General features: G+C 63.0%; 18 protein-coding genes. 15 read left to right on the forward strand and 3 right to left on the reverse strand.

What is annotated here, in order from left to right; all coding sequences use genetic code 11:
- Positions 1 to 224 precede the first annotated feature (224 nt).
- The 3 genes from K2U94_RS10450 (at position 225) to tsf (ending at position 3413) form a co-directional block, all read left to right on the forward strand.
- Positions 225 to 635, forward strand: a complete 411-nt coding sequence (locus tag K2U94_RS10450; RefSeq protein ID WP_243067151.1) for a TusE/DsrC/DsvC family sulfur relay protein — start codon at positions 225 to 227, stop codon at positions 633 to 635.
- A 688-nt stretch (positions 636 to 1323) separates the two neighbouring features.
- Positions 1324 to 2328 carry a 30S ribosomal protein S2 gene (locus tag K2U94_RS10455; protein ID WP_243067152.1) on the forward strand — a complete coding sequence of 335 codons (1005 nt, stop codon included), beginning with the start codon at positions 1324 to 1326 and terminating at the stop codon, positions 2326 to 2328.
- Between the two features lie 155 nt (positions 2329 to 2483).
- Positions 2484 to 3413 carry a translation elongation factor Ts gene (gene tsf, locus K2U94_RS10460; protein ID WP_243067153.1) on the forward strand — a complete coding sequence of 310 codons (930 nt, stop codon included), beginning with the start codon at positions 2484 to 2486 and terminating at the stop codon, positions 3411 to 3413.
- Positions 3414 to 3458: 45 nt separating this feature from the next.
- Here tsf and K2U94_RS10465 read toward each other — a convergent pair whose 3' ends face one another.
- Positions 3459 to 4922: a hypothetical protein gene (locus K2U94_RS10465; RefSeq protein WP_243067154.1), complete on the reverse strand. Its 1464-nt coding sequence runs from the start codon at positions 4920 to 4922 to the stop codon at positions 3459 to 3461.
- A gap of 153 nt (positions 4923 to 5075) precedes the next feature.
- On the opposite strand from K2U94_RS10465, the gene pyrH reads away from it, so the two are divergent.
- The 12 genes from pyrH (at position 5076) to lpxB (ending at position 18231) form a co-directional block, all read left to right on the forward strand.
- Positions 5076 to 5804, forward strand: a complete 729-nt coding sequence (gene pyrH, locus K2U94_RS10470; RefSeq protein WP_243067155.1) for a UMP kinase — start codon at positions 5076 to 5078, stop codon at positions 5802 to 5804.
- Between the two features lie 69 nt (positions 5805 to 5873).
- Positions 5874 to 6434: a ribosome recycling factor gene (frr, locus tag K2U94_RS10475; RefSeq protein ID WP_243067156.1), complete on the forward strand. Its 561-nt coding sequence runs from the start codon at positions 5874 to 5876 to the stop codon at positions 6432 to 6434.
- Between the two features lie 205 nt (positions 6435 to 6639).
- Positions 6640 to 7410, forward strand: coding sequence for an isoprenyl transferase (locus K2U94_RS10480; protein WP_243068850.1), 771 nt, complete (start codon positions 6640 to 6642; stop codon positions 7408 to 7410).
- 39 nt (positions 7411 to 7449) lie between these two features.
- Positions 7450 to 8340, forward strand: a complete 891-nt coding sequence (locus tag K2U94_RS10485) for a phosphatidate cytidylyltransferase (RefSeq protein WP_243067157.1) — start codon at positions 7450 to 7452, stop codon at positions 8338 to 8340.
- Between the two features lie 6 nt (positions 8341 to 8346).
- Positions 8347 to 9552 carry a 1-deoxy-D-xylulose-5-phosphate reductoisomerase gene (dxr, locus tag K2U94_RS10490; RefSeq protein ID WP_243067158.1) on the forward strand — a complete coding sequence of 402 codons (1206 nt, stop codon included), beginning with the start codon at positions 8347 to 8349 and terminating at the stop codon, positions 9550 to 9552.
- A gap of 72 nt (positions 9553 to 9624) precedes the next feature.
- Complete coding sequence (locus K2U94_RS10495) at positions 9625 to 10770, forward strand: M50 family metallopeptidase (RefSeq protein WP_243067159.1); 1146 nt, start codon at positions 9625 to 9627, stop codon at positions 10768 to 10770.
- A 370-nt stretch (positions 10771 to 11140) separates the two neighbouring features.
- Positions 11141 to 13597, forward strand: coding sequence for an outer membrane protein assembly factor BamA (gene bamA / locus K2U94_RS10500; RefSeq protein ID WP_243067160.1), 2457 nt, complete (start codon positions 11141 to 11143; stop codon positions 13595 to 13597).
- A gap of 205 nt (positions 13598 to 13802) precedes the next feature.
- Positions 13803 to 14849, forward strand: coding sequence for a UDP-3-O-(3-hydroxymyristoyl)glucosamine N-acyltransferase (gene lpxD / locus K2U94_RS10505; RefSeq protein ID WP_243067161.1), 1047 nt, complete (start codon positions 13803 to 13805; stop codon positions 14847 to 14849).
- 132 nt (positions 14850 to 14981) lie between these two features.
- Positions 14982 to 15458 (forward strand): 3-hydroxyacyl-ACP dehydratase FabZ, encoded by a 477-nt coding sequence (fabZ, locus tag K2U94_RS10510; RefSeq protein ID WP_243067162.1) that lies wholly within the window; start codon positions 14982 to 14984, stop codon positions 15456 to 15458.
- Positions 15459 to 15461: 3 nt separating this feature from the next.
- The gene (gene lpxA / locus K2U94_RS10515; RefSeq protein ID WP_243067163.1) at positions 15462 to 16262 is read left to right on the forward strand and encodes an acyl-ACP--UDP-N-acetylglucosamine O-acyltransferase; all 801 of its coding nucleotides are present in this window, start codon (positions 15462 to 15464) and stop codon (positions 16260 to 16262) included.
- Positions 16259 to 17104 (forward strand): LpxI family protein, encoded by an 846-nt coding sequence (locus K2U94_RS20635; RefSeq protein WP_243067164.1) that lies wholly within the window; start codon positions 16259 to 16261, stop codon positions 17102 to 17104. The genes lpxA and K2U94_RS20635 overlap by 4 nt, the downstream gene beginning before the upstream one ends.
- Entirely contained in the window at positions 17101 to 18231 is a 1131-nt protein-coding gene (gene lpxB, locus K2U94_RS10525) for a lipid-A-disaccharide synthase (protein WP_243067165.1), read from the forward strand. The genes K2U94_RS20635 and lpxB overlap by 4 nt, the downstream gene beginning before the upstream one ends.
- An 89-nt stretch (positions 18232 to 18320) precedes the next feature.
- Here the strand turns inward: lpxB and K2U94_RS10530 are convergent, their stop codons facing one another.
- Together K2U94_RS10530 and gltA are read right to left on the reverse strand one after the other, a co-directional pair.
- Positions 18321 to 18818, reverse strand: coding sequence for a hypothetical protein (locus tag K2U94_RS10530; RefSeq protein WP_243067166.1), 498 nt, complete (start codon positions 18816 to 18818; stop codon positions 18321 to 18323).
- 44 nt (positions 18819 to 18862) lie between these two features.
- Positions 18863 to 20149 carry a citrate synthase gene (gltA, locus tag K2U94_RS10535; protein ID WP_243067167.1) on the reverse strand — a complete coding sequence of 429 codons (1287 nt, stop codon included), beginning with the start codon at positions 20147 to 20149 and terminating at the stop codon, positions 18863 to 18865.
- Between the last annotated feature and the right edge of the window lie 82 nt (positions 20150 to 20231).

Raw genomic sequence — 20231 nt, forward strand, 5'->3', positions numbered from 1 at the left:
GTGGGGTTGATCTGGCGATCGCAAACTGACGATCGGTTTCCCCCTGCAAATGGCTCAAAAAGGCGGGAAGAAGAAGGCCGAAGGAGCCGCGCGCAAGGACCGCTCGGCGCCAAAACCGGGAATTCGCAATGGTCAGGCGTCGGCGGCGATGTCGTGAAAATTTGAGCGGAGGACCGGACACCGCTGCTGCGCTACGAATCAATTCGGCGGGAGACGTCCAGTCCTTGAACTGGCGCTCCAACACTCTTGAACTGGTGCTCCAACACTATAGATTGGAGTTTCGAAAAATATTCGAATATGATGATTTGAACTTGGCCATTTGGCCGATCGAGGAGCCTGATATGGATTTGCCCAAGCGTGACGGAGACGGCTATCTACTCGACATGGACGCCTGGACGCCGGAAATCGGCAAGGCGATGGCCGAAGCCGACGGCTTCGAGATGACAGACCAAAAATGGGAACAAGTGCTCAAGGCGCGTGAATATTTCGACGACGCCCAGTCGGTTCCGCCAATCCGCAAATTCGCCTCCTATATCGGCATGGCCAACAAAGACCTCTTCGAACTGTGGCAAACCGGGCCGATGAAGCCGATTACCAAATATGGCGGCCTGCCCAAACCAACGGGTTGCGTGTAATTTTTCGCGTCAGGACTAAACAGTAAAACAATAGGTTTGATGGCAGGCGACGCAAAATTGCATCGCACAGGGAAGTTTTGCGCAGATGGCTTAGATGTCTGGATCGGCGTGTGCGGCGGCGGCGATGCTGTCAGAAGCCATACGCGACTGTCGATCCATCCCGCGAAATCGTCGGGCAAATTCCATCATGACCTGCTTGGGCATGCCCTGAAACGCCTTCAATTCGGCAGCGATCGACGGCTCGGGGTCAATTTGAGACCATCGTCGGCGAGCGCGGCTATTACCGCTTTGAACCGAACCTTGTCATCGGAGTGGGGCGCTAAACGCGTGAATTCGACTTTGCTGAAAAATGTTATCCGGCCAGCGCATAGCCGTCGTTAGACGGCGTCGCTGCGCTCGCCTATTCTGGCGGGGATCCTACGCCAAGGGAGCAGCGGGCGATTGGCGCTCGGGCGCCGGCTTGGTGTGGATGACCGGAACAAAACTTCGGGTCAGGCACGCGGACGATTATGCCGGCTAAGTCTCCGCGTCATTTCCTGCACAAAAACCTTGCCAAAGCAGCCCTTCCGGTGTATGAGGGCCGCCCATCCCACACGCGAACTGTCGCGCCGCCTGATTCAAGGCGTCGCTCCGGTGGCCGGAGTTCCGGCCCAAAAGGTTCGCGGAGGCTCAACCGGAGAAATATAACATGGCGCTTCCCGATTTCACCATGCGCGGCCTGCTTGAGTCCGGCGCCCATTTCGGCCACCAGTCGCATCGCTGGAACCCGAAAATGGCCCCCTATATTTTCGGCGTCCGCAACAATATCCACGTCATCGACCTCGCCCAGACCGTTCCGCTGCTTCATCAGGCGTTGAAGGCGGTGTCGGACACGGTGGCCAAGGGCGGCCGCGTGCTGTTCGTCGGCACCAAGCGTCAGGCGCAGGAGCAGATCGCCGACGCCGCCAAGCGCTGCGCGCAATATTACATCAATTCCCGCTGGCTCGGCGGCATGCTGACCAACTGGAAGACGATTTCCGCCTCGATCCAACGCCTGCGCAAGCTTGACGACCAGCTCGGCGCCGGCGCCTCGGGCCTGACCAAGAAAGAGCGCCTGATGCTGTCGCGCGAGCGCGAAAAGCTGGAAAAGGCGCTCGGCGGCATCAAGGACATGGGCGGCGTCCCGGACCTGATCTTCGTCATCGACACCAACAAGGAGCAGCTCGCGATCAAGGAGGCGGCCCGCCTTCACATCCCGGTCGCGGCGATCCTCGACACCAATTGCGATCCGGACGGCATCACTTATCCGATCCCCGGCAATGACGACGCCGGCCGCGCCATCGCGCTCTATTGCGAGCTGATCGCCCGCGCCGCGCTCGACGGCATTTCCCGCAGCCAGGGCTCGATGGGAATGGATATGGGCGCCTCCGAGGAGCCGACCGTCGTCGAACTCCCGACCGAGACCGAACTCGCCGAGGCGGCCAGCGAGCATTTTGAACTGCTGGCGGCGCCGCGCGGCGCCCCGGACGATCTCTCCAAGCTCGCGGGCGTCGGCCCGCAGCTCGAAAAGAAGCTCAACGACGCCGGGCTGTTCCATTACTGGCAGTTCGCGGCGATGACCGGCGAGGACGCCGGCAAGGTCGATGGCGACCTCAAGCTGAACGGCAAGGTCGGCGGCTGGGTCGATCAGGCGCGCGGCCTCATCGCCGGCTGAGTGAAGGCTCTCGGCCTGGGATTTTCGCGGCGCGTCGGCTGAAACTGGCGCGCCGTGTCATTTCCGGCTTCCGTCTTCCATTCTTCACAATTCCCCGTCTTTACATTCGGGCCGAGGCGCGGAATCGCCGGCCCAAACCCTAAAAGGAAAGCTCCATGGCCAATATCACCGCCGCGATGGTGAAAGAACTGCGCGAAATGACCGGCGCGGGCATGATGGACTGCAAGGGCGCCCTCAACGAAACCGGCGGCGACATCGAAGCGGCCGTCGATTGGTTGCGCAAGAAGGGCCTGTCCAAGGCGGCGAAGAAATCCGACCGCGTCGCGGCGGAAGGTCTGGTCGGCGTTGCGGTGCACGGCGAAAACGGCGTGGTGGTCGAGGTCAATTCGGAGACTGACTTCGTCGCTCGCAACGAGGAATTCCAGGCGCTGGTCAAATCCATCGCGCTGGTGGCGGTCGAAAAGGGCGAATCGGACGTCGAGGAGCTCAAGAAGCAGCATTATCCGGGCGGCGCCGGAACGGTGGCCGACGCGATCTCCAACGCCATCGCCACCATCGGCGAGAACATGACCCTGCGCCGGGTCGCCAGCTTGAGCGTCCCGCACGGCGTCATCGGCCAATATGTGCATAATTCCGTCAGCGACGGCGTCGGCAAGATCGGCGTGATCGTCGCGCTGGAATCGACCGGCGACAAGGACCAGCTCACCGAACTCGGCCGCAAGATCGCCATGCATGTCGCCGCCGCCAGCCCGCTGGCGCTGGACGCCTCTGGTCTCGATCCGGCCACCGTCGAGCGCGAGAAGAACGTGCTGCGCGAGAAGAACGCCGGCAAGCCCGCCCATGTGCTGGAAAAGATCGTCGAATCGGGCCTGAAGACCTATTACAAGGAAGTCACCCTGGTCGAGCAGCTCTTCATTCACGACAATTCCAAGACGGTCGCGCAAGCCGTGGCGGAATCGGCCAAGACTGTTGGCGCGCCGGTGGCGCTCAAGGGCTTCGTCAAATTCGTGCTGGGCGAGGGCGTCGAGAAGCAGGAAGCCGATTTCGCGGCCGAAGTCGCGGCCGCCGCTTCCGGCCAGGCCTGATCCTTCAAGATCGCGCGAGACTGGCGGCCTTCGGGCCGCCTGTTTTCATTGATGAGTTCCAGGAGCCAGTCCGTCCTTGCGGGCGTGAATGACCGCGATGTCGTCTTTGTAGACGCGGATCCAGCCCGGACGAGTGTCGAATAGTTTTGCAACAGGATCTGTGGGCCGAACGATGCTCCAGACGATACCATATTTGGATAGGGCGTTGTCCAATGCCATCGCATCGCCATTGACGATGCGGTCGTATTCATCAAGAAACGCGTCGCCATACATATCGGCGCGTCCATCGATAAAAGGCTTGATGCCTAAAAAGATCATGAAACCACCGAAACTATAATCGTTGAATACTGCTTTGTCGCGCAATTGAGCAGGAACTGTTGCGATGGCTGCGACTGGCGACATTGGGGCGTTTTCGCGCTGGATTGGCGCCGCGAGCCGAATTCCGGCGCAAATTAGAAAAAGCGACGAAAAGACTGCGATTTGCGGCCGGCTGAGGCGGGAGGGGGCGAGCTTCGGCTGACCGATCGCCTTGGCTATGGGCCGGGCGAGTATCATCGGCGCGACAAGACCCAGGAGCATGCTGTGGCGGCTATGTTGCAAGGCCAGGTAGATCAATCCAATCAGGACGACGACCCGTAACAGGCTGACGTGGACGGGCCGCCGCAATGTGAAGCCGAGCAGCGCGAATAGCGAAAGCTCCAAACCTCCGACATGATCGAATGACACCGGCTGCCATTCCTTCACGCCTGACAGACTCTTCAGCCCCATCAGGCGAATTGGAAAGATAAGGGTCTCGATTCCTCGTGGATTAAGCAGGGCGGCGCCGAGCGCAAGGAGCCCAAAAAACACCCATTGCCGCGCCGCGGAGAATTTTTTCTCCGCGGGGGCGGCCAGGAAAGCTTCCAGCGCCAAGGGCGCCACCAGCGCGAGGCCGAACAGGAAACTGCCATGCATGTTAGCCCAGAGCGTCATGAGCGGCAGCAGGACGAACGAAGGCGCGCGCTCTTCGTCGCGCGCGACGAAGAGCCCCACGACCCAGGCGGTCAGCAAAGGCAAGGCGAGAATATGGGGGCGGACCAGCAGACTGCCGAGTTGCAAGCCGAGGCCCAGAACCGCGACGCTGACCAGCGCGAGGCCGTCAAGATCGCGAATGAGACGGCGAATAAGTATATAGGCGGTCGCGGCCATCGCGGCGCCGGTGAGAATGACGACGCCACTCCAGCGCACGGCAGCAAAGGCGCCTGCGAGCAGGACCTCAGATAGCCATTCATGGGCGGTCCAGGGCGCGCCAGCGAAAGTGAAGCTGAAGGGATCGACCGAGGGCGCCGAGCGGTGAGCGAGGATCCATTGTCCGGCCGTGATGTGCCAGAAGGTGTCGCCGTCGTTGAGCACCGCGGGCGAGAATAGCGTCAGTCCGAAAAGCAGCAATGCCGCCAAGGCGGGCGCCGATTCGGCACGTCGGATGGAGGCGGCCGGAGCGACAGCAAGAGCGTCAGGCGCGAAAGTCATGAGGCTGCGTTCCCAGAGACGATGGTCCGAACTTAACGCGCCGCGGTAAAAAAAGCCTGTCAGTCGGGGACGGAGTGCCGATTGCGGCCATTGGGTTTTGCACCTAGAAGCAAGACGCGGCCGCCACGAATCGCGGCCGCCGAAGGAGTCACCATGAGCGCCTCGCCCCTCAGCCCGAAATGGAAACGCGTGGTCGTGAAATTGTCGGGCGAGGCCCTGCAGGGCGGACAGACCCATGGCCTCGATTCCGCCACGCTCGACCGCATCGCCGACGATCTCGTCGCGGCGGCCGACCTTGGGACGGAGATCGCGGTCGTGGTCGGCGGGGGGAATTTCTTTCGCGGCATCCAGGGCGCGGACAAGGGCATCGAGCGGGCGCGGGCCGATTCCATCGGCATGCTCGCGACCGTCATGAACGCGCTGGCGATCGAATACGCCATCGAGAAGCGAGGCCGGGCGGCGCGCGCGCTCTCCGCCGTGCCGATGCCCTCGCTGTGCGAGCCCTATTCGCGCCAGGCGGCGCTGCATCATCTCGCCAAGCGCCGGATCGTGATTCTCGCCGGGGGCACAGGCAATCCCTTCTTCACCACCGACACCGGCGCCGCGCTGCGCGGCGCGGAACTGTCCTGCGACGCCATCCTCAAGGCGACCCAGGTGGACGGCGTCTATTCCGCCGACCCCAAGAAGGACCCAAATGCGATCCGCTACGAACGCGTGACCCAGGACGAGGCCATCGCCAAAAATCTCGCCGTCATGGATACGGCGGCCTTTGCTCTTGCGAGAGAGAACCGTATTCCGATAATCGTCTTTTCCATCGCGGAGCCGTGCGCCATCACAGCGGCGCTGTCGGGGCAGGGCAGGGCGACGCTGGTTGCGCCTTGACGGACGCCCGCTCCGGCGACCAATGAAAAGAACAGGCGGCGCGCCGGCGCCGGTCAGGACAGGTGATTCATGAGCGCTCAATTCGATCTCGGTGAAATCAAGCGGCGCATGCAAGGCGCGATCCAGGCGCTCAAGCACGAACTGGGCGGCCTGCGCACCGGCCGCGCCTCGGCCGCCCTGCTGGAGCCGGTCATGGTCGACGCCTATGGCCAGTCCATGCCGATCAACCAGGTCGCGACCATTTCGGTGCCGGAATCGCGGGCGCTCGCCGTTCAGGTGTGGGACAAGGGCATGGTCGGCGCGGTCGACCGGGCGATCCGCGACGCCAATCTCGGCCTGTCGCCGACCGTCGAGGGCCAGATTCTGCGCATCCGCATTCCCGAACTCAACGAGCAGCGCCGCAAGGAGCTCGTCAAGCTCGCGCACAAATATGCAGAGGAATCGCGCGTCGCCGTTCGTCATGTTCGCCGCGACGGCATGGATGTGCTGAAAAAGCAGGTCAAGGACAAGGCGATCAGCGAAGACGAGGAAAAGCGCCACGAGACCGAGGTGCAGAAGGCCACCGACGCGACGATTTCCGAAATCGATACGGTGCTGGCGGCCAAGGAAAAGGAAATCATGCAGGTCTGAGCGGGCGCGACCGGGAAGAAGTCGCTCCGCCACGCAGTTGGCGTCGTTTCGTTCATGGTTTTATGGTAAAGCCTTTGGGGGGCGCCGAAGGGATGCGATCAAGCCGTTGGTCGCAAGTCGCGATTGGCGCAGGATGATATAGCGAGAGCGCCGGCGAACGGCGCGGGCTCAGGGGCAGCGGACGGACTCGATGAGCGAAAAGCAGATGATCGACGGCGTCGCCGGGATGAAGCACCCGGCCGACGGCGCTGGCCTGCATGTCGGAATCATCATGGACGGCAACGGCCGCTGGGCGGCGGCGCGCGGCCTGCCCCGCTTCGAGGGCCATCGGCGCGGCGTCGAGGCGCTCCGGCGCACGGTGCGCGCGGCGAACGAACTCGGCGTCCGCTATCTCACCGTCTATAGCTTCTCCAGCGAAAACTGGGCGCGCCCGCCGCAGGAAATCGCCGATCTGATGGGGCTGCTCAAACTGTTCATCCGCAGCGACCTCCACACGCTGGAAGAGGCCGGGGTGCGGGTGCGGATCATCGGCGAGCGCGACAATCTCAAGCCCGAGATCGTCGCTTTGCTCGAAGAGGCCGAAAACCGCACGCGGCGCAACACCAAGCTCGACCTCATCGTCGCCTTCAATTACGGCGCGCGCCAGGAGATCGTGGAAGCCGCGCGCGCTCTGGCGCGCGACGTCGCCGCCGGACGGCTGAATCCGGAAGACATCGACGAGGCTGCTTTCGCCGCGCGGCTTTGCACCGCCGGCGCGCCCGATCCCGACCTCATCATCCGCACCTCCGGGGAGATGCGCCTGTCCAATTTCCTGATGTGGCAAGCGGCCTATAGCGAGTTGGTTTTCCTGCCGGTGTTCTGGCCGGATTTCGACCGGGCTGCCTTCGAACAGGCGATCGTCAGCTTTCGCTCGCGCGAGCGGCGTTTCGGCGGCGTCGGCCCGGCCCCCGTCGCTAAAGTTGCGTCCGCGTCATGAATGCTCGCGTTCGCGTCATGACTTCATTCCGGCGCTCTCATGAATAAGACAGACTCGCCGCCGCACCCCGGCAAGGCGAATGGCGCGCAGGGCGTGATGGCGCGCCATCATCTCGAAGATCTCTCGACGCGCACGGCCTCGGCGTTGGTCCTGGCGGCGGCCGCCGCGGGCTCGCTTGCGGTCGGCGGCTGGATCTTCGCCTTGTTCTGGCTGGTCGCGGCGCTCGCCGTGAACTGGGAATGGCAGCGCCTGATCGGCGCCCCGCTGCCCTGGCTGCGCATGTTCGTCGGCGCCGGCGTCCTTTGCGCCGCCACCATTCTCTTTCGCTTCAGGCAGACCGAGTTCGTCTTTCTGCTGGCGCCGCTCGCGGCGGGTTTCGCCGCCTGGGCGGCGGGGCCGGGATTCCGGCTTTGGGCTGGTTTCGGCCTGTTCTATGCCGGCGGGCTGCTGCTCTCCGTGCTGTCCCTGCGCCACGACCCGTTTTTCGGCGCCTGCGCCATCGCCTGGCTGTTCGCCGTGGTCTGGGGCACGGATATCTGCGCCTATTTCGCGGGTCGGCTGATCGGCGGCCCGAAACTTGCTATGCGGATATCGCCCGGCAAGACCTGGTCCGGGTTTCTGGTCGGCGTTTCGTGCGGCGCGGCCCTGGGGGCGGTAGTCGCTCATATGTGGCCCAATGCGCAGGCGCCCCTGATCCCCGTCTTCCTCCTGGGGCTCGTCGCCGGCGCGCTGGCGCAGGCCGGGGACCTGTTCGAATCCTGGGTCAAGCGCCGTTTCGGCGTCAAGGATTCGAGCCATCTCATTCCGGGCCATGGCGGCGTCATGGACCGGATCGACGGCTTCATCGCCGCGGCGATTTTCGCCGCGTTGTTCGGCCTTTGGCGCGCCGTCCCGCCCAGCGCGGCGGCCGGCCTTTTTTATTGGCAGTAGGCAGACATGACTTTCGCGCCGGCGCCCATTCCCCATGCCCGTCCCCGCAAGATCACCATTCTCGGCGCCACCGGTTCGATCGGCAGTTCGACCGAGGCGGTGATCCTCGGCGCGCCGGGGTCTTTCGAGACCGTTGCTGTCGCGAGCGGGCGCGACGCCGCCAATCTGGCCCGCGTCGCCCGGACCCTGGGCGCGAGATTCGCGGCGGTCGCCGACGTCGCCGCTTACGCGGCGCTGAAATCAGAGCTGGCCGGGTCCGGGATCAGGGCGGGGGCGGGCCCGGAGGCGCTCAAGGAAGCCGCGTACATGGACGCCGACCTCGTCATCGGGGCGATCGCCGGGGCGGCCGGGGTGGTTCCGACCTTCGCCGCGGTCGAGGCGGGGCGCGACGTGGCGCTCGCCAACAAGGAATGCCTCGTCTGCGCCGGCGAGCCATTCATGCGCAAGGCGCGCGAGAAGGGCGTGCGCGTGCTGCCGATGGATTCCGAGCACAACGCCATTTTCCAGGCGCTCGGCGGCGAAAGTCCGAAAACGATCGAAAAGATGTGGCTGACCGCCTCGGGCGGGCCGTTCCGCTCGTGGAGCGCCGAAAGAATCGCCGCCGCGACCCCGGAGCAGGCGCTCGCCCACCCCAATTGGGCGATGGGCCCCAAAGTGACGGTCGATTCCGCGAGTTTGATGAACAAGGGCCTCGAGTTGATCGAGGCGCTGCATATTTTCGGCGTCGAGGCGCGCAAGCTGGATGTCCTCGTCCATCCTCAATCGATCGTTCACGGCCTCGTCTCCTTCGCCGACGGCGCTGTGACCGCCGGCATGGCCGTTCCCGACATGAAGGTCCCGATCGCCCATTGCCTCGGCTGGCCGGATCGTGTGCCGACGCAGGCGCGTCGCCTCGATCTGGCCCAGATCGGGTCGTTAACTTTTGAGAAGCCGGATTTTGAGCGCTTCCCCGCCCTGCGGGTGGCGATGGACGCGCTCGCGGCCGGCGGCGCCATGCCGACGATTCTCAACGCAGCCAATGAGGTCATGGTTGCGGCCTTCCTCGACAACAAGATTGGTTTCAATGATATAGCCAGGAATGTAGAAGCGATTTGTGAGGTGTTCGAGAAGGAAGGGGTGGCGCGGACCCCGCTAGATATTGAGTCCGCGCTCGCCGTTGACCATATTGTGCGAGAAAGATCGAGTGCGCGGCTCGGGGGGCTTGGCCGTTAACCGCCGATACGGCAAGGTAACGATCTGGTAACCAATCGCGCGGTTTTCGACGCCGCCGAGCAAGGATGCGACATGTCGCTGTTCCATTCGCTCTGGACACTGGGGTCCTATCTTGTGCCCTTCCTTTTCGTCCTAAGCCTCGTCGTCTTCTTCCACGAGTTCGGCCATTTCCTGGTCGGCCGTCTCTGCGGGGTCAAGGTTGACGCCTTCTCCCTGGGCTTCGGGCCGGAACTGGCCCATTACATCGACCGCCATGGCACCCGCTGGCGCCTCGCTGCTCTGCCGCTCGGCGGCTACGTTCGTTTCCATGGCGACGCCAATGGCGCGAGCGAGCCGGATTTCACAGCCGCCTCCAAGATGCCGGAGGAGGAGCGCAAAGTGTCCTTCTTCGCGCAGAAGGTGTGGAAGCGCGCCGCGGTGGTCGCGGCCGGCCCATTCGCCAATTTCGTCCTCGCCATCCTGATCTTCACGGGCCTGTTCTATTTCCAGGGCCGCGAGGTTCTGATTCCCCGCATAGCGGGCGTCGTCGCCGGCAGTCCGGCGGCGGCGGCAGGCTTCCAGAAGGGCGATCTCGTGCTGTCGATCGGCGGTCAGCCGATCAGAAGCTTCGCCGACATGCAGCGCATCGTCTCGGCCTCCGGCGACGTCAGGCTCCAGTTCGTAGTCCAGCGCGACGGCAAGCAGGTCCAGTTGGAGGCGACGCCGGCGGAAAAGGATGTGGTCACGCCCTTCGGAACCGCGCGCAGTGGCATGCTCGGGGTCTCGGCGGGCGGCGCGGCGGAGGATTGGCGCAAGGAAACCTATAATGTTCCGCGGGCTGCGGTCGAAGCGGCGCGCGAGACCTGGTTCGTGATCGACCGCACGGCCGCCTATCTGGGCGGGGTGGTGATCGGGCGGGAGTCGCCCAAGCAATTGTCGGGGCCGATTCGCATCGCCGAAGTGTCCGGCGAGGTGGCGAGGGCCGGCATCTGGCCATTGTTCAATCTCGCGGCGATTCTCTCGATCTCGATCGGCCTGCTGAATCTCCTGCCCATTCCCCTGCTCGACGGCGGCCATCTGCTCTATTACGCCTACGAGGCCGCGCGCGGCCGGGCGCTGACGCAACGCGCGCAGGAATTCGGCTTCCGGATCGGCCTCGCCTTCGTCGCCGTCCTGATGCTGGTCGCCACCTATAACGACCTCGTGCGGATCACCCGCCAATGGCTCAAACTCGGTTGAGGGTGGGCCTCCCGCCCCGTCCCTCCGCCGCGGCCGTCGCGCCCCGTGACGACCGGAATTTTGCCGCAAATCGCGAAATGCGGCGGAAATATGTATGGAAAACGTGGCTTGCCGGCCACGGCGTCGTAAAAAAACGGGACGCGGGACCGAGAGCATTTGCAGGATTCCATAAACCTTGTAGAAGCAGAATCGAAATGGACAGGCTTGGTTTGTGCTATCCATTCGTAGTCTGGAGTTTGCGGTCGGATCGCTCGTGGTTCGGCCCCCGCCGCGGAACAAAGTTTCATGGCGGGTCAGGAGTCACGGAGACCGGGTTTCAATGACGTTTCGCCAAGGTCTTATGGGTCGGACCGCGTTGGCGGTTGCGCTGATGGTCGGTTCGCTCACGGCGCCGACTCGTGCGCTGGCCGAAAACATCGTCGTCGAAGGCAACCATCGTGTTGATTCGGAAACGATCCGGTCCTATTTCGTCGGCGGCGACAGCAACGACGCGATCAAGAAGCTATACAGCACCGGCTATTTCTCCGACGTTCAGGTCAATCGTCGGGGGGGCACGCTCGTCGTGCGCGTGGTCGAGAATTCGACGATGATCAATCACGTCGTTTTCGTCGGCAATTCAAAGGTCAAGTCCGAAGATCTCCAGAAAGAGGTTCAGCTCAAGAGCCGCGGCGCCTATAGTCAGGCGGTCGCTGACGCCGACGTCCAGCGCATCCTCGACGTCTATCGCCGCGCGGGTCGCAACGCCGCGACGGTGAGCGTGCGAACTGTCCAGGTTCCCAATGGCACGGTCGATGTGGTCTTCGACGTCAACGAAGGCGACAAGACCGGCATCAAGGAGATCCGCTTCGTCGGCAACCACGCCTATTCCGACGGCAAGTTGAAGGGGCTGATGGAATCGACGGAAATGAATCTCCTGTCGTTCTTCAAAACCTCCGATGTCTACGATCCTGATCGTCTGGCGAAAGACGCCGAGGCGATCCGCCGCTATTATCTCAAGAACGGCTATGCCGATTTCCGCATCATCGGCGTCGATCCGGTCTATGACCCGGCGGCGGGCGGCTATGTCGTCACGATCAGCATGGAGGAGGGGTCGGTCTATCGCGTCAGTGCGGTGCGGATCGATTCCCAGATCCCCGGCCTGTCCGACGGGGTCCTGAAATCAGCGCTCGATATTCACGCTGGCGATATCTACGATGGCGATGCGGTCCAGAACACCACGGTTCGTCTGACGAAGGAAGTCCAGAAGCTGGGCTACGCCTTCGCGCAGGTCCGCCCAACCGGCGACAAGGATCCGGCGAATCATACCGTGTCAATCGGCTTCGTCATCGAGCAGGGCCCGCGGGTCTATGTCGAGCGGATCAACATTCGTGGCAACACCGCGACGCGCGACTATGTCATCCGCCGCGAATTCGACATCGGCGAGGGCGACCCCTACAACAAGGTGCTGATCGACAGGGCGGAGCGCCGCCTGAACGCGCTCGGCTTCTTCAAGAAGGTCAAGGTCACCAACGAACCGGGTTCCGCGCCGGACCGCGTCATCCTCGATGTGGACGTCGAGGAGCAGTCCACCGGGTCGTTCGCGATTTCCGGCGGCTATTCGACGGTCCAGGGCTTCATCGCGGAGGTTTCGGTCACCCAGAGCAACTTCCTTGGCAGGGGCGAATATATTCGCGGTTCGGTCTCGGCCGGCCAGTACAGCAGCGGCGTCGAACTCAACTATACCGAGCCCTTCTTCATGGATAACCGCCTGGCGGCGGGCTTCGACCTCTATTCGAAAATGACCATGGCTTCGACCTGGGCCTATTATTCGAATTGGGTGACCGGCGGCACGCTCCGTCTCGGAATCCCGCTGACGGACGATCTGTCGATCGCGCCGCGCTACACGCTCTATAACTCGCAGCTGACGGTCCCCAATAACTCGAGCGAACCATTCAACGACTGTACTTATCCTTTGTGGGTCACGCCGCCCTATAACGGCTTCCCGGTCTCGCCAGTCAACAGCTGTCTGACCAATGGCGAAGCCTCGCTCGCGCTGAAACAGGCTGTGGGCAACTGGCTGACGTCGATGATCGGCTATACGCTGAGCTATAATACGGTCGACAATCCGCGCGACCCCCATTCGGGCATTCGCGCCGAGCTGAAACAGGATTTCGCCGGTGTCGGCGGCAATTCGAACTTCCTGCGGTCGACGGTCGATATTCGCGGCTATCACAACCTTTATTTCGATAATGTCGTCGGCCTCGTCCATCTCCAGGCCGGCAATCTCGTGAAAACCGGCAACAGTGAGCTACGCGTGGTTGACAATTTCAACCTCGGCCCGAGCCTGGTGCGCGGCTTCGCGCCGGGCGGCATCGGCCCGCGCGACATCACCAACGCGACGACCAATAACAACGGCAACGCGCTGGGCGGCACGGATTATTGGGGCGCTTCGCTTGAAGCCCAGTTCCCGATTCCCTACCTGCCCAAGGATATCGGCCTCAAGGGTGCGGTCTATGCCGACGCGGGCAGCCTCTGGAACTACCAGGGCATGACCAATTTCGGCACCTATCTGGGCTATTCCGCGGCGCAGGCGTCGTCCTGCACCTATATGAACAACTACAATCCGAACGGGTCGTCCAAGGTCACCTTCATCAATGGCTGGCCGGTCCAGCAACAGCCTTGTATCGCCGTCGGCAGCAACAATATGATCGTCCGTTCCTCGGTTGGCCTCGGCCTGATTTGGGCGTCGCCGATGGGGCCGATCCGCTTCAATTATTCCTTCGTCCTGTCGAAATCGCAGTACGACATCGAACAGCAGTTCAGCTTCAGCGGCGGCACGACGTTCTGAGCGATTCATGCGCGAATGCAAGGGGCGCGGCAGTCAGCCGCGCCCTTTCTTCTTGGTCGATGTTTCGGGGCTCCCCGCGCCCGCGCCCGGATCATGATCCTGAAAAGTGGCCCCCGGTTTTCCGGAGAGATCATGATCAATCAACGCGCGACGCGGCAGGCCGCGGCATGCGGAGCGGGCGCGTCACTTTTCTAGGGAGCGATTCTTGGAAGAAATGAAGTTCTTTCGCCGCGCGGTCGCGCCGACCCTCGCGGAAATCGTGGAATGGACCGGCGCCAAGCCAGCCGGCGAAGTCGATCTCAACGTCAAAATCTTCGACGTGGCGCCGCTCGACCGCGCCCGCCCGGGCGATCTCGTTTTTCTAGACAATCCCAAATATGCCGATCAGCTGGCGCAAACCCGCGCGACGGCCTGTCTCGTCTCGGAGCGTTACGCCGATCGCGCGCCGGCCGGCGTGGCTGCGCTGGTGGTGCGCGAACCCTATCGCGCCTGCGCCATGGTCACAGCCCGAATCTATCCCGAGGCGGCGCGGCCGGGTTCCTGGTTCGACAGCCATGGCGTCTCGCCCGGCGCCAATGTCCATCCGCTGGCGCGGCTGGAGCCGGGCGTGATCGTTGATCCGGGCGCGGTCGTCGGTCCCCATGCCGAGATCGGCGCGGATGCGGTGATCGGCCCCAATTCGGTGATCGGCCCCCATGTCCGCGTCGGCCGCGGCAGCACGGTCGGAGCGGGGGCGACCGTCGCCAACGCCCTGATCGGGGACCGTGTCATCATCCATCCCGGCGTTCGCATCGGCCAGGATGGTTTCGGCTTCGCCATGAGCCCGCGCGGCCATCTCAAGGCGCCGCAGGTCGGCCGGGTCATCATTCAGGACGATGTCGAAATCGGCGCCAACAGCACGATCGACCGCGGCGCCAATCGCGACACAATCATTGGCGAAGGCGCCAAGATCGATAATCTGGTGCAGATCGCCCACAACGTCGTCGTCGGCCGCCATTGCGTCATCGTCAGCCAGGTCGGGATTTCGGGTTCGACAGAACTCGGCGATTTCGTCGTCGCCGGCGGTCAGGCGGGAATCACCGGCCATTTGAAGATCGGCATGGGTGCGCAGATCGCCGCGCAGTCCGGCGTCATGGCCGATGTCGCGCCGGGAGCCAAAATGGGCGGTTCGCCGGCGCGTGACGCGCGCCTCTGGTTGAAGGGCGTCGCCGCGCTCGATCGCATGGTCAGGCGAAAGGGGCGGGATGATTGAAGCCAACGAGCTTTTGGCGCAGTCAGAGCGCGCTGCGCCAGCCCAAAAGCGATTTTGGGTCTGGCCTTCGGCGCCAATGTGTCGTTAATGCGGGCTGTTAACGCCTAACATTCGATGATTGTGGAACGGAATATGTCGGATCAGGTCGAGACCTTGGAAACGATCGATATTCAGAGGCTGATGCAATTATTGCCGCATCGCTATCCTTTTCTCCTGGTGGACCGCATCGTTCAGGCGCACGGGGACGAATTTGGCGTCGGCATCAAGAATGTCACTGTCAACGAGCCGCAATTCACCGGCCATTTTCCGGATCGGCCGGTTTTTCCCGGCGTGCTGCTGATCGAGGGCATGGCCCAGACGGCGGGCGCGCTCTGCGTCAACGCCAAGCTCGGCGGGGCCAAGCCGCCCCTGGTCTATTTCATGACGATCGACAAGGCGAAATTCCGCAAGCCGGTCGTGCCGGGGGATCGGGTGGAATTCCACATGAAGCGCATCAATCAGCGCCGAAACATCTGGTGGTATGAGGGCAAGGCGATGGTTGACGGCGCTTTGGTCGCTGAGGCCGAGATCAGCGCCATGATCATCACCGACACAGACAAGCAGGGCTGATCCATGGCCATCCATCCCACCTCCCTCGTCGAGGACGGCGCAAAACTGGGTGACGGCGTCGAAATCGGCCCCTTCTGCCATATCGGTCCCAAGGTGACGCTCGGCGACGGCGTGGTGCTGAAATCCCATGCGGTCGTCAACGGCCACACGACGATTGGTCCGAGAACAACCATCTATCCTTTCGCGTCGATCGGCTATGAGCCGCAGGACCTCAAATATCGCGGCGAGGACACGATTCTGTCGGTTGGCGAGGATTGCGTGATCCGCGAGGGCGTCACCATGAATCCGGGCACCGCCGCGGGCCGGGCGGCAACCGTGATCGGCGATCGCTGCTTTTTTCTCGCCAATTCCCATGTCGGGCATGACAGCCGCATCGGCAACGATTGCGTCTTTTCCAACAATGTCATGATCGCCGGCCATGTCACCATCGACGACTGGGTGATCTGCGGCGGCGGTTCGGCCATCGTGCAATATGCGCGGGTTGGCGCGCACGCCTTCGTCAGCGGCATGACCGGCATCGGCGCCGATCTCATCCCTTTCGGATTGGCGTTCGGCAGCCGCGGCTTCCTGATGGGCCTCAATCTGGTCGGGCTGAAACGCCGCAATTTCGGGCGCGACGCGATCCATGACCTGCGCCGCGCCTATCGCGCCTTGTTCGCGGCGGAAGGCACGCTGAAGGAGCGCGTCGAGGACGTCGCCGAGGAATTCTCCGAGAACGCCGAGGTCATGATGATCGTCGACTTCATCCGCTCGGGCGGCGATCGCGCCCTGTGCATGCCGGAATTGGAGCGCGTCGCGCTGTGAGTGGAAAGGTCGCGCTCATCTGCGGCGCGGGCCAGTTTCCCCTTGTCGCAGCGCGCGCCGCGGAGGTTCGCGGGCAGGAGGTCTTCCTTCTCGCCCTCAAGGGCATAGCGAGCGAAGGAGTCGCGAATTTCCCCCATGTCTGGCTCGGCGTCGGCCAGCTTGGCGCGGCCTTGCGCGAGATCGAGGCGCGCGGGATCAAGGACATCTGTTTCATCGGCGGTCTCGGCCGACCCGAATTCGCCGATCTTCGTCCCGATTGGGGCGCAATCAAGCGCCTGCCGGACATTTTCCGGTTGTTGAAAGGCGGCGACGATCATGCGCTCAAGGGTGTCATAAAGCTGTTCGAGAGCGAGGGCCTGCGCGTGATTGGCGTCGAGACCCTGGCGCCGGAACTGGTCGCCGCCCCGGGCGAAATGAACCGGCTCGCCTTTCCCGCCGAGATGGCGGAAGACCTCGCCTTCGGCCATGACTGCCTCGCAGCGCTCTCGGCCTTCGACTGCGGCCAGGCCCTCGTGCTTGCAAAACGCCGGATTGTCGCGCTCGAAGCCGCCGAAGGCACTGACGCCATGCTGCTGCGGGTCGCCGAATTACGCGAAAAGGGACGCTGGCGGGCGAAGGGACCCGCCGGAATGCTGATCAAGGCGCCGAAAAAGGGTCAGGATTTGCGCGTCGATCTGCCGGCCATGGGGCCCGAGACGGTGGCCTCGGCGGCGAAGGCCGGGCTGATGGGCATTGCGGTCGAAGCGGGCAGGGTGCTGATTCTCGACCGCGCGGCGGTGGCGGCGCAGGCGGAAAAAGCCGGCCTGTTTCTTTACGGTTTTTCGCGGGAGACGCAGGTTTGAAAATTTTCGTGATCGCGGGTGAGCCCTCGGGCGATTTGCTCGGGCAGGGCCTGATCCGCGCCTTGCGGGAACGGGTTCCTGGCGTCGAGATCATGGGCGTCGGCGGCGACGCCATGACGTCCGAGAATTTCGTCAGCCTGTTTCCGATGCATGAGATTTCGCTGATGGGCGTGCTGCCGGTGCTCGCCAATCTGCGCAATGTGCTGCGGCGGATCGACCAGACGGCCCGCGCCGTGATCGCTGCGCGGCCGGACGTTCTGGTCCTGATCGACAGCCCGGATTTCAACCATCGCGTGGCGCGGCGGGTGCGCAAAATCCTGCCCAACATGAAGATCGTCAATTATGTCGGGCCGACGGTCTGGGCGTGGCGGCCGGGGCGGGCGAAAAAAATGCGCGCCTATGTCGATCTGATTCTGGCGATCTTTCCTTTCGAACCCGAGGTTCACGTGCGGCTCGGCGGCCCGCGCTGCGTCTATATCGGCCATCCTTTGATCGAGCGGCGGGACGCGCTGCGGGGCGATGACGAGGCCAAGAAGAAGGGGCCGATTCTTGTGCTGCCCGGATCGCGCGCCTCGGTCGTCCAGCGCATGGGCGACGCCTTCGGCGACGCCATCGCCCGACTGGACGCGGCGTATCCCGGCCTGGACTATGTTCTGCCGACCTCTCGCGGCTTGGCGGCGCGGGTGGGGGAGATGATCGCGCAGTGGCGCGTCAAGCCGCGCGTCGTCGTGGGCGATGACGAGAAATATGCCGCCTTTCGGGCCGCGCGCGCGGCCTTGGCGGCCTCGGGGACAGTCACTCTCGAACTCGCCTTGTCGCGGACGCCGACGATCGTCGCCTATAGAGTTCCCAAGATCGAGGAGTTTTTCGCGCGCCGCCTGATCCAGGTGAGCATGGTGGCGCAGCCGAACATCATTCTGGGCGAAAAGGCCTTCCCGGAATTGCTTCAGGACGAGGCCAACGGGCCGTGGCTGGCCGAACGCCTCGCGGAAATCCTCGACGACGGGTCCGAGCGGCGCCGCCAGATCGAGGCGATGGGCCGGATCGAGGACCGGCTCGCGATCACGGACGGCAAGCGCCCGAGCGAAAAGGCGGCGGAAGCGATTTGTCAGATAATTCGTTTATAGTTTTGAAAATAAATTGAAAACATCATTGCGATGCATGGGCGCGGTAGGTGCGTCCCATGGATCGCAATGACGGCGAAGCACGAAAAGGCTTAACGCATATTCATGATCGCCAGCGTTTGCTTGCCGAAAGTCTTCAGCACCAGAACACGCGCCCTGGCGTCGCCAAGTCGCGGCTCGTATTTCAAGAAAGGCGTATGCGGATTTTCGTTTCCCGCATAGCCGAAGGCGTTTTGGCCGAGGCAAGCCTCGACGGTCGCCTTGATGTCAGCCAGATCGATCTTGCCAGCCTGACAGGAATAAATGATCTCGCCGATCTTTTTCTTGTCGATGATCTGGCAGGCCCCGAACAGATTCTCGGTCACGCCATAGGTCGTCACCGCCTCGCCTTCTTTCTGCGTCGGCCCGCGCAAGGCCTTGAAGCCATCGGGCGCCGCCGCGATGAGACGGCGGAAGACCCCGCAATCGAAAGCCTTGTCGTTGATGGGCGTGGGGTCGCCGCTCTGTTCGACGAGGCCGCCTTCCTCCAGCGAGTTGGCTTGCGCGAAGACTTGAGCGCTCCCCTGGCCAAGCCAGAGGAGCGCAGCCAAGCCGGCGGCGCGGCAAGCCGCGCCGCGGTTAAAGCGGGAAGAACTCAACGCGACCCCATCATCACATAGTCGCGGCTGGGTTCGCCGGTATAGAGCTGGCGCGGACGGCCGATCTTCTGGCTCGGGTCCTCGATCATTTCCTTCCACTGGGCGATCCAGCCGACCGTGCGGGCGAGCGCGAACAGCACCGTGAACATGGAAACCGGGAAGCCCATCGCCTTCAGCGTGATGCCGGAATAGAAGTCGATGTTCGGATAAAGCTTCTTCTCGATGAAATAGTCGTCGTGAAGCGCGATGCGCTCCAGTTCGACCGCGACATCGAGCAAAGGATCGTCCTTGATGCCGAGATCGTTGAGGACTTCATGGCAGGTCTTGGCCATGATCTTGGCGCGCGGATCGTAATTCTTGTACACGCGATGACCGAAGCCCATGAGGCGGAAGGGATCGTTCTTGTCCTTGGCCTTGGCGATATATTTCGGAATATTCTCGACCGAGCCGATTTCCGTCAGCATCTTCAGCGCCGCCTCGTTGGCGCCGCCATGGGCCGGGCCCCACAGGCAGGCGATGCCGGCGGCGATGCAGGCGAAGGGATTGGCGCCCGAGGAACCGGCGAGACGGACAGTCGAGGTCGAGGCGTTTTGCTCGTGGTCGGCGTGCAGGATGAAGATACGGTCGAGCGCGCGAGAGACGATCGGATTGACCTTATATTCCTCGCAAGGAACGGCAAAGCACATGCGCAGGAAGTTCGACGTATAGTCGAGGTCGTTCTTCGGATAGATGAAGGGCTGGCCGATGCTGTACTTATAGGCCATGGCGGCCAGCGTCGGCATCTTGGCGATGATGCGCATGGTCGCGATCACCCGCTGCTGCGGGTCGGAAATGTCGGTCGAGTCGTGATAGAAGGCCGAGAGCGCGCCGACCGAAGCCACCATGACCGCCATCGGATGGGCGTCGCGGCGGAAGCCGGAGAAGAAGCGCGCCATCTGCTCGTGAACCATGGTGTGGCGCGTTATGCGATAGTCGAAATCCGCCTTCTGCTTGGCCGTCGGCAATTCGCCATAAAGCAAGACATAGCAGGTTTCGAGGAAGTCGCCGTGCTCGGCGAGTTGTTCGATCGGATAGCCGCGGTAGAGAAGGACACCCTCGTCGCCGTCGATATAGGTGATCTTGGATTCGCAGCTTGCGGTCGAAGTGAAGCCGGGGTCGTAAGTGAACATGCCGGTCTGGCTGTACAGCTTGGCGATATCGGTGACCGCCGGGCCGATCGAGCCGTGCTTGATCGGCATTTCGACGGTCTTGTCGCCGAATGTAAACTTACCCGTTTCGCTCATGAGGTTCGCCTTTTCGCTGACGCCGCAAACGGCGCGCCGCCGCGTCCCCGCAACACTATTCGCGGGACGCAAAGCGGCAAAA

Source organism: Candidatus Rhodoblastus alkanivorans (assembly GCF_022760755.1).
In the GTDB taxonomy this organism is placed as follows: domain Bacteria; phylum Pseudomonadota; class Alphaproteobacteria; order Rhizobiales; family Beijerinckiaceae; genus Rhodoblastus; species Rhodoblastus alkanivorans.

Coding starts and splice junctions, on each gene's coding strand:
- K2U94_RS10455 (WP_243067152.1), top strand. CDS start 1,324: ATGGCGCTTCCCGATTTCACCATGCGCGGCCTGCTTGAGTCCGGCGCC.
- tsf (WP_243067153.1), top strand. CDS start 2,484: ATGGCCAATATCACCGCCGCGATGGTGAAAGAACTGCGCGAAATGACC.
- K2U94_RS10465 (WP_243067154.1), bottom strand. CDS start 4,922: ATGACTTTCGCGCCTGACGCTCTTGCTGTCGCTCCGGCCGCCTCCATC.
- pyrH (WP_243067155.1), top strand. CDS start 5,076: ATGAGCGCCTCGCCCCTCAGCCCGAAATGGAAACGCGTGGTCGTGAAA.
- frr (WP_243067156.1), top strand. CDS start 5,874: ATGAGCGCTCAATTCGATCTCGGTGAAATCAAGCGGCGCATGCAAGGC.
- K2U94_RS10480 (WP_243068850.1), top strand. CDS start 6,640: ATGATCGACGGCGTCGCCGGGATGAAGCACCCGGCCGACGGCGCTGGC.
- K2U94_RS10485 (WP_243067157.1), top strand. CDS start 7,450: ATGAATAAGACAGACTCGCCGCCGCACCCCGGCAAGGCGAATGGCGCG.
- dxr (WP_243067158.1), top strand. CDS start 8,347: ATGACTTTCGCGCCGGCGCCCATTCCCCATGCCCGTCCCCGCAAGATC.
- K2U94_RS10495 (WP_243067159.1), top strand. CDS start 9,625: ATGTCGCTGTTCCATTCGCTCTGGACACTGGGGTCCTATCTTGTGCCC.
- bamA (WP_243067160.1), top strand. CDS start 11,141: ATGGTCGGTTCGCTCACGGCGCCGACTCGTGCGCTGGCCGAAAACATC.
- fabZ (WP_243067162.1), top strand. CDS start 14,982: ATGTCGGATCAGGTCGAGACCTTGGAAACGATCGATATTCAGAGGCTG.
- lpxA (WP_243067163.1), top strand. CDS start 15,462: ATGGCCATCCATCCCACCTCCCTCGTCGAGGACGGCGCAAAACTGGGT.
- gltA (WP_243067167.1), bottom strand. CDS start 20,149: ATGAGCGAAACGGGTAAGTTTACATTCGGCGACAAGACCGTCGAAATG.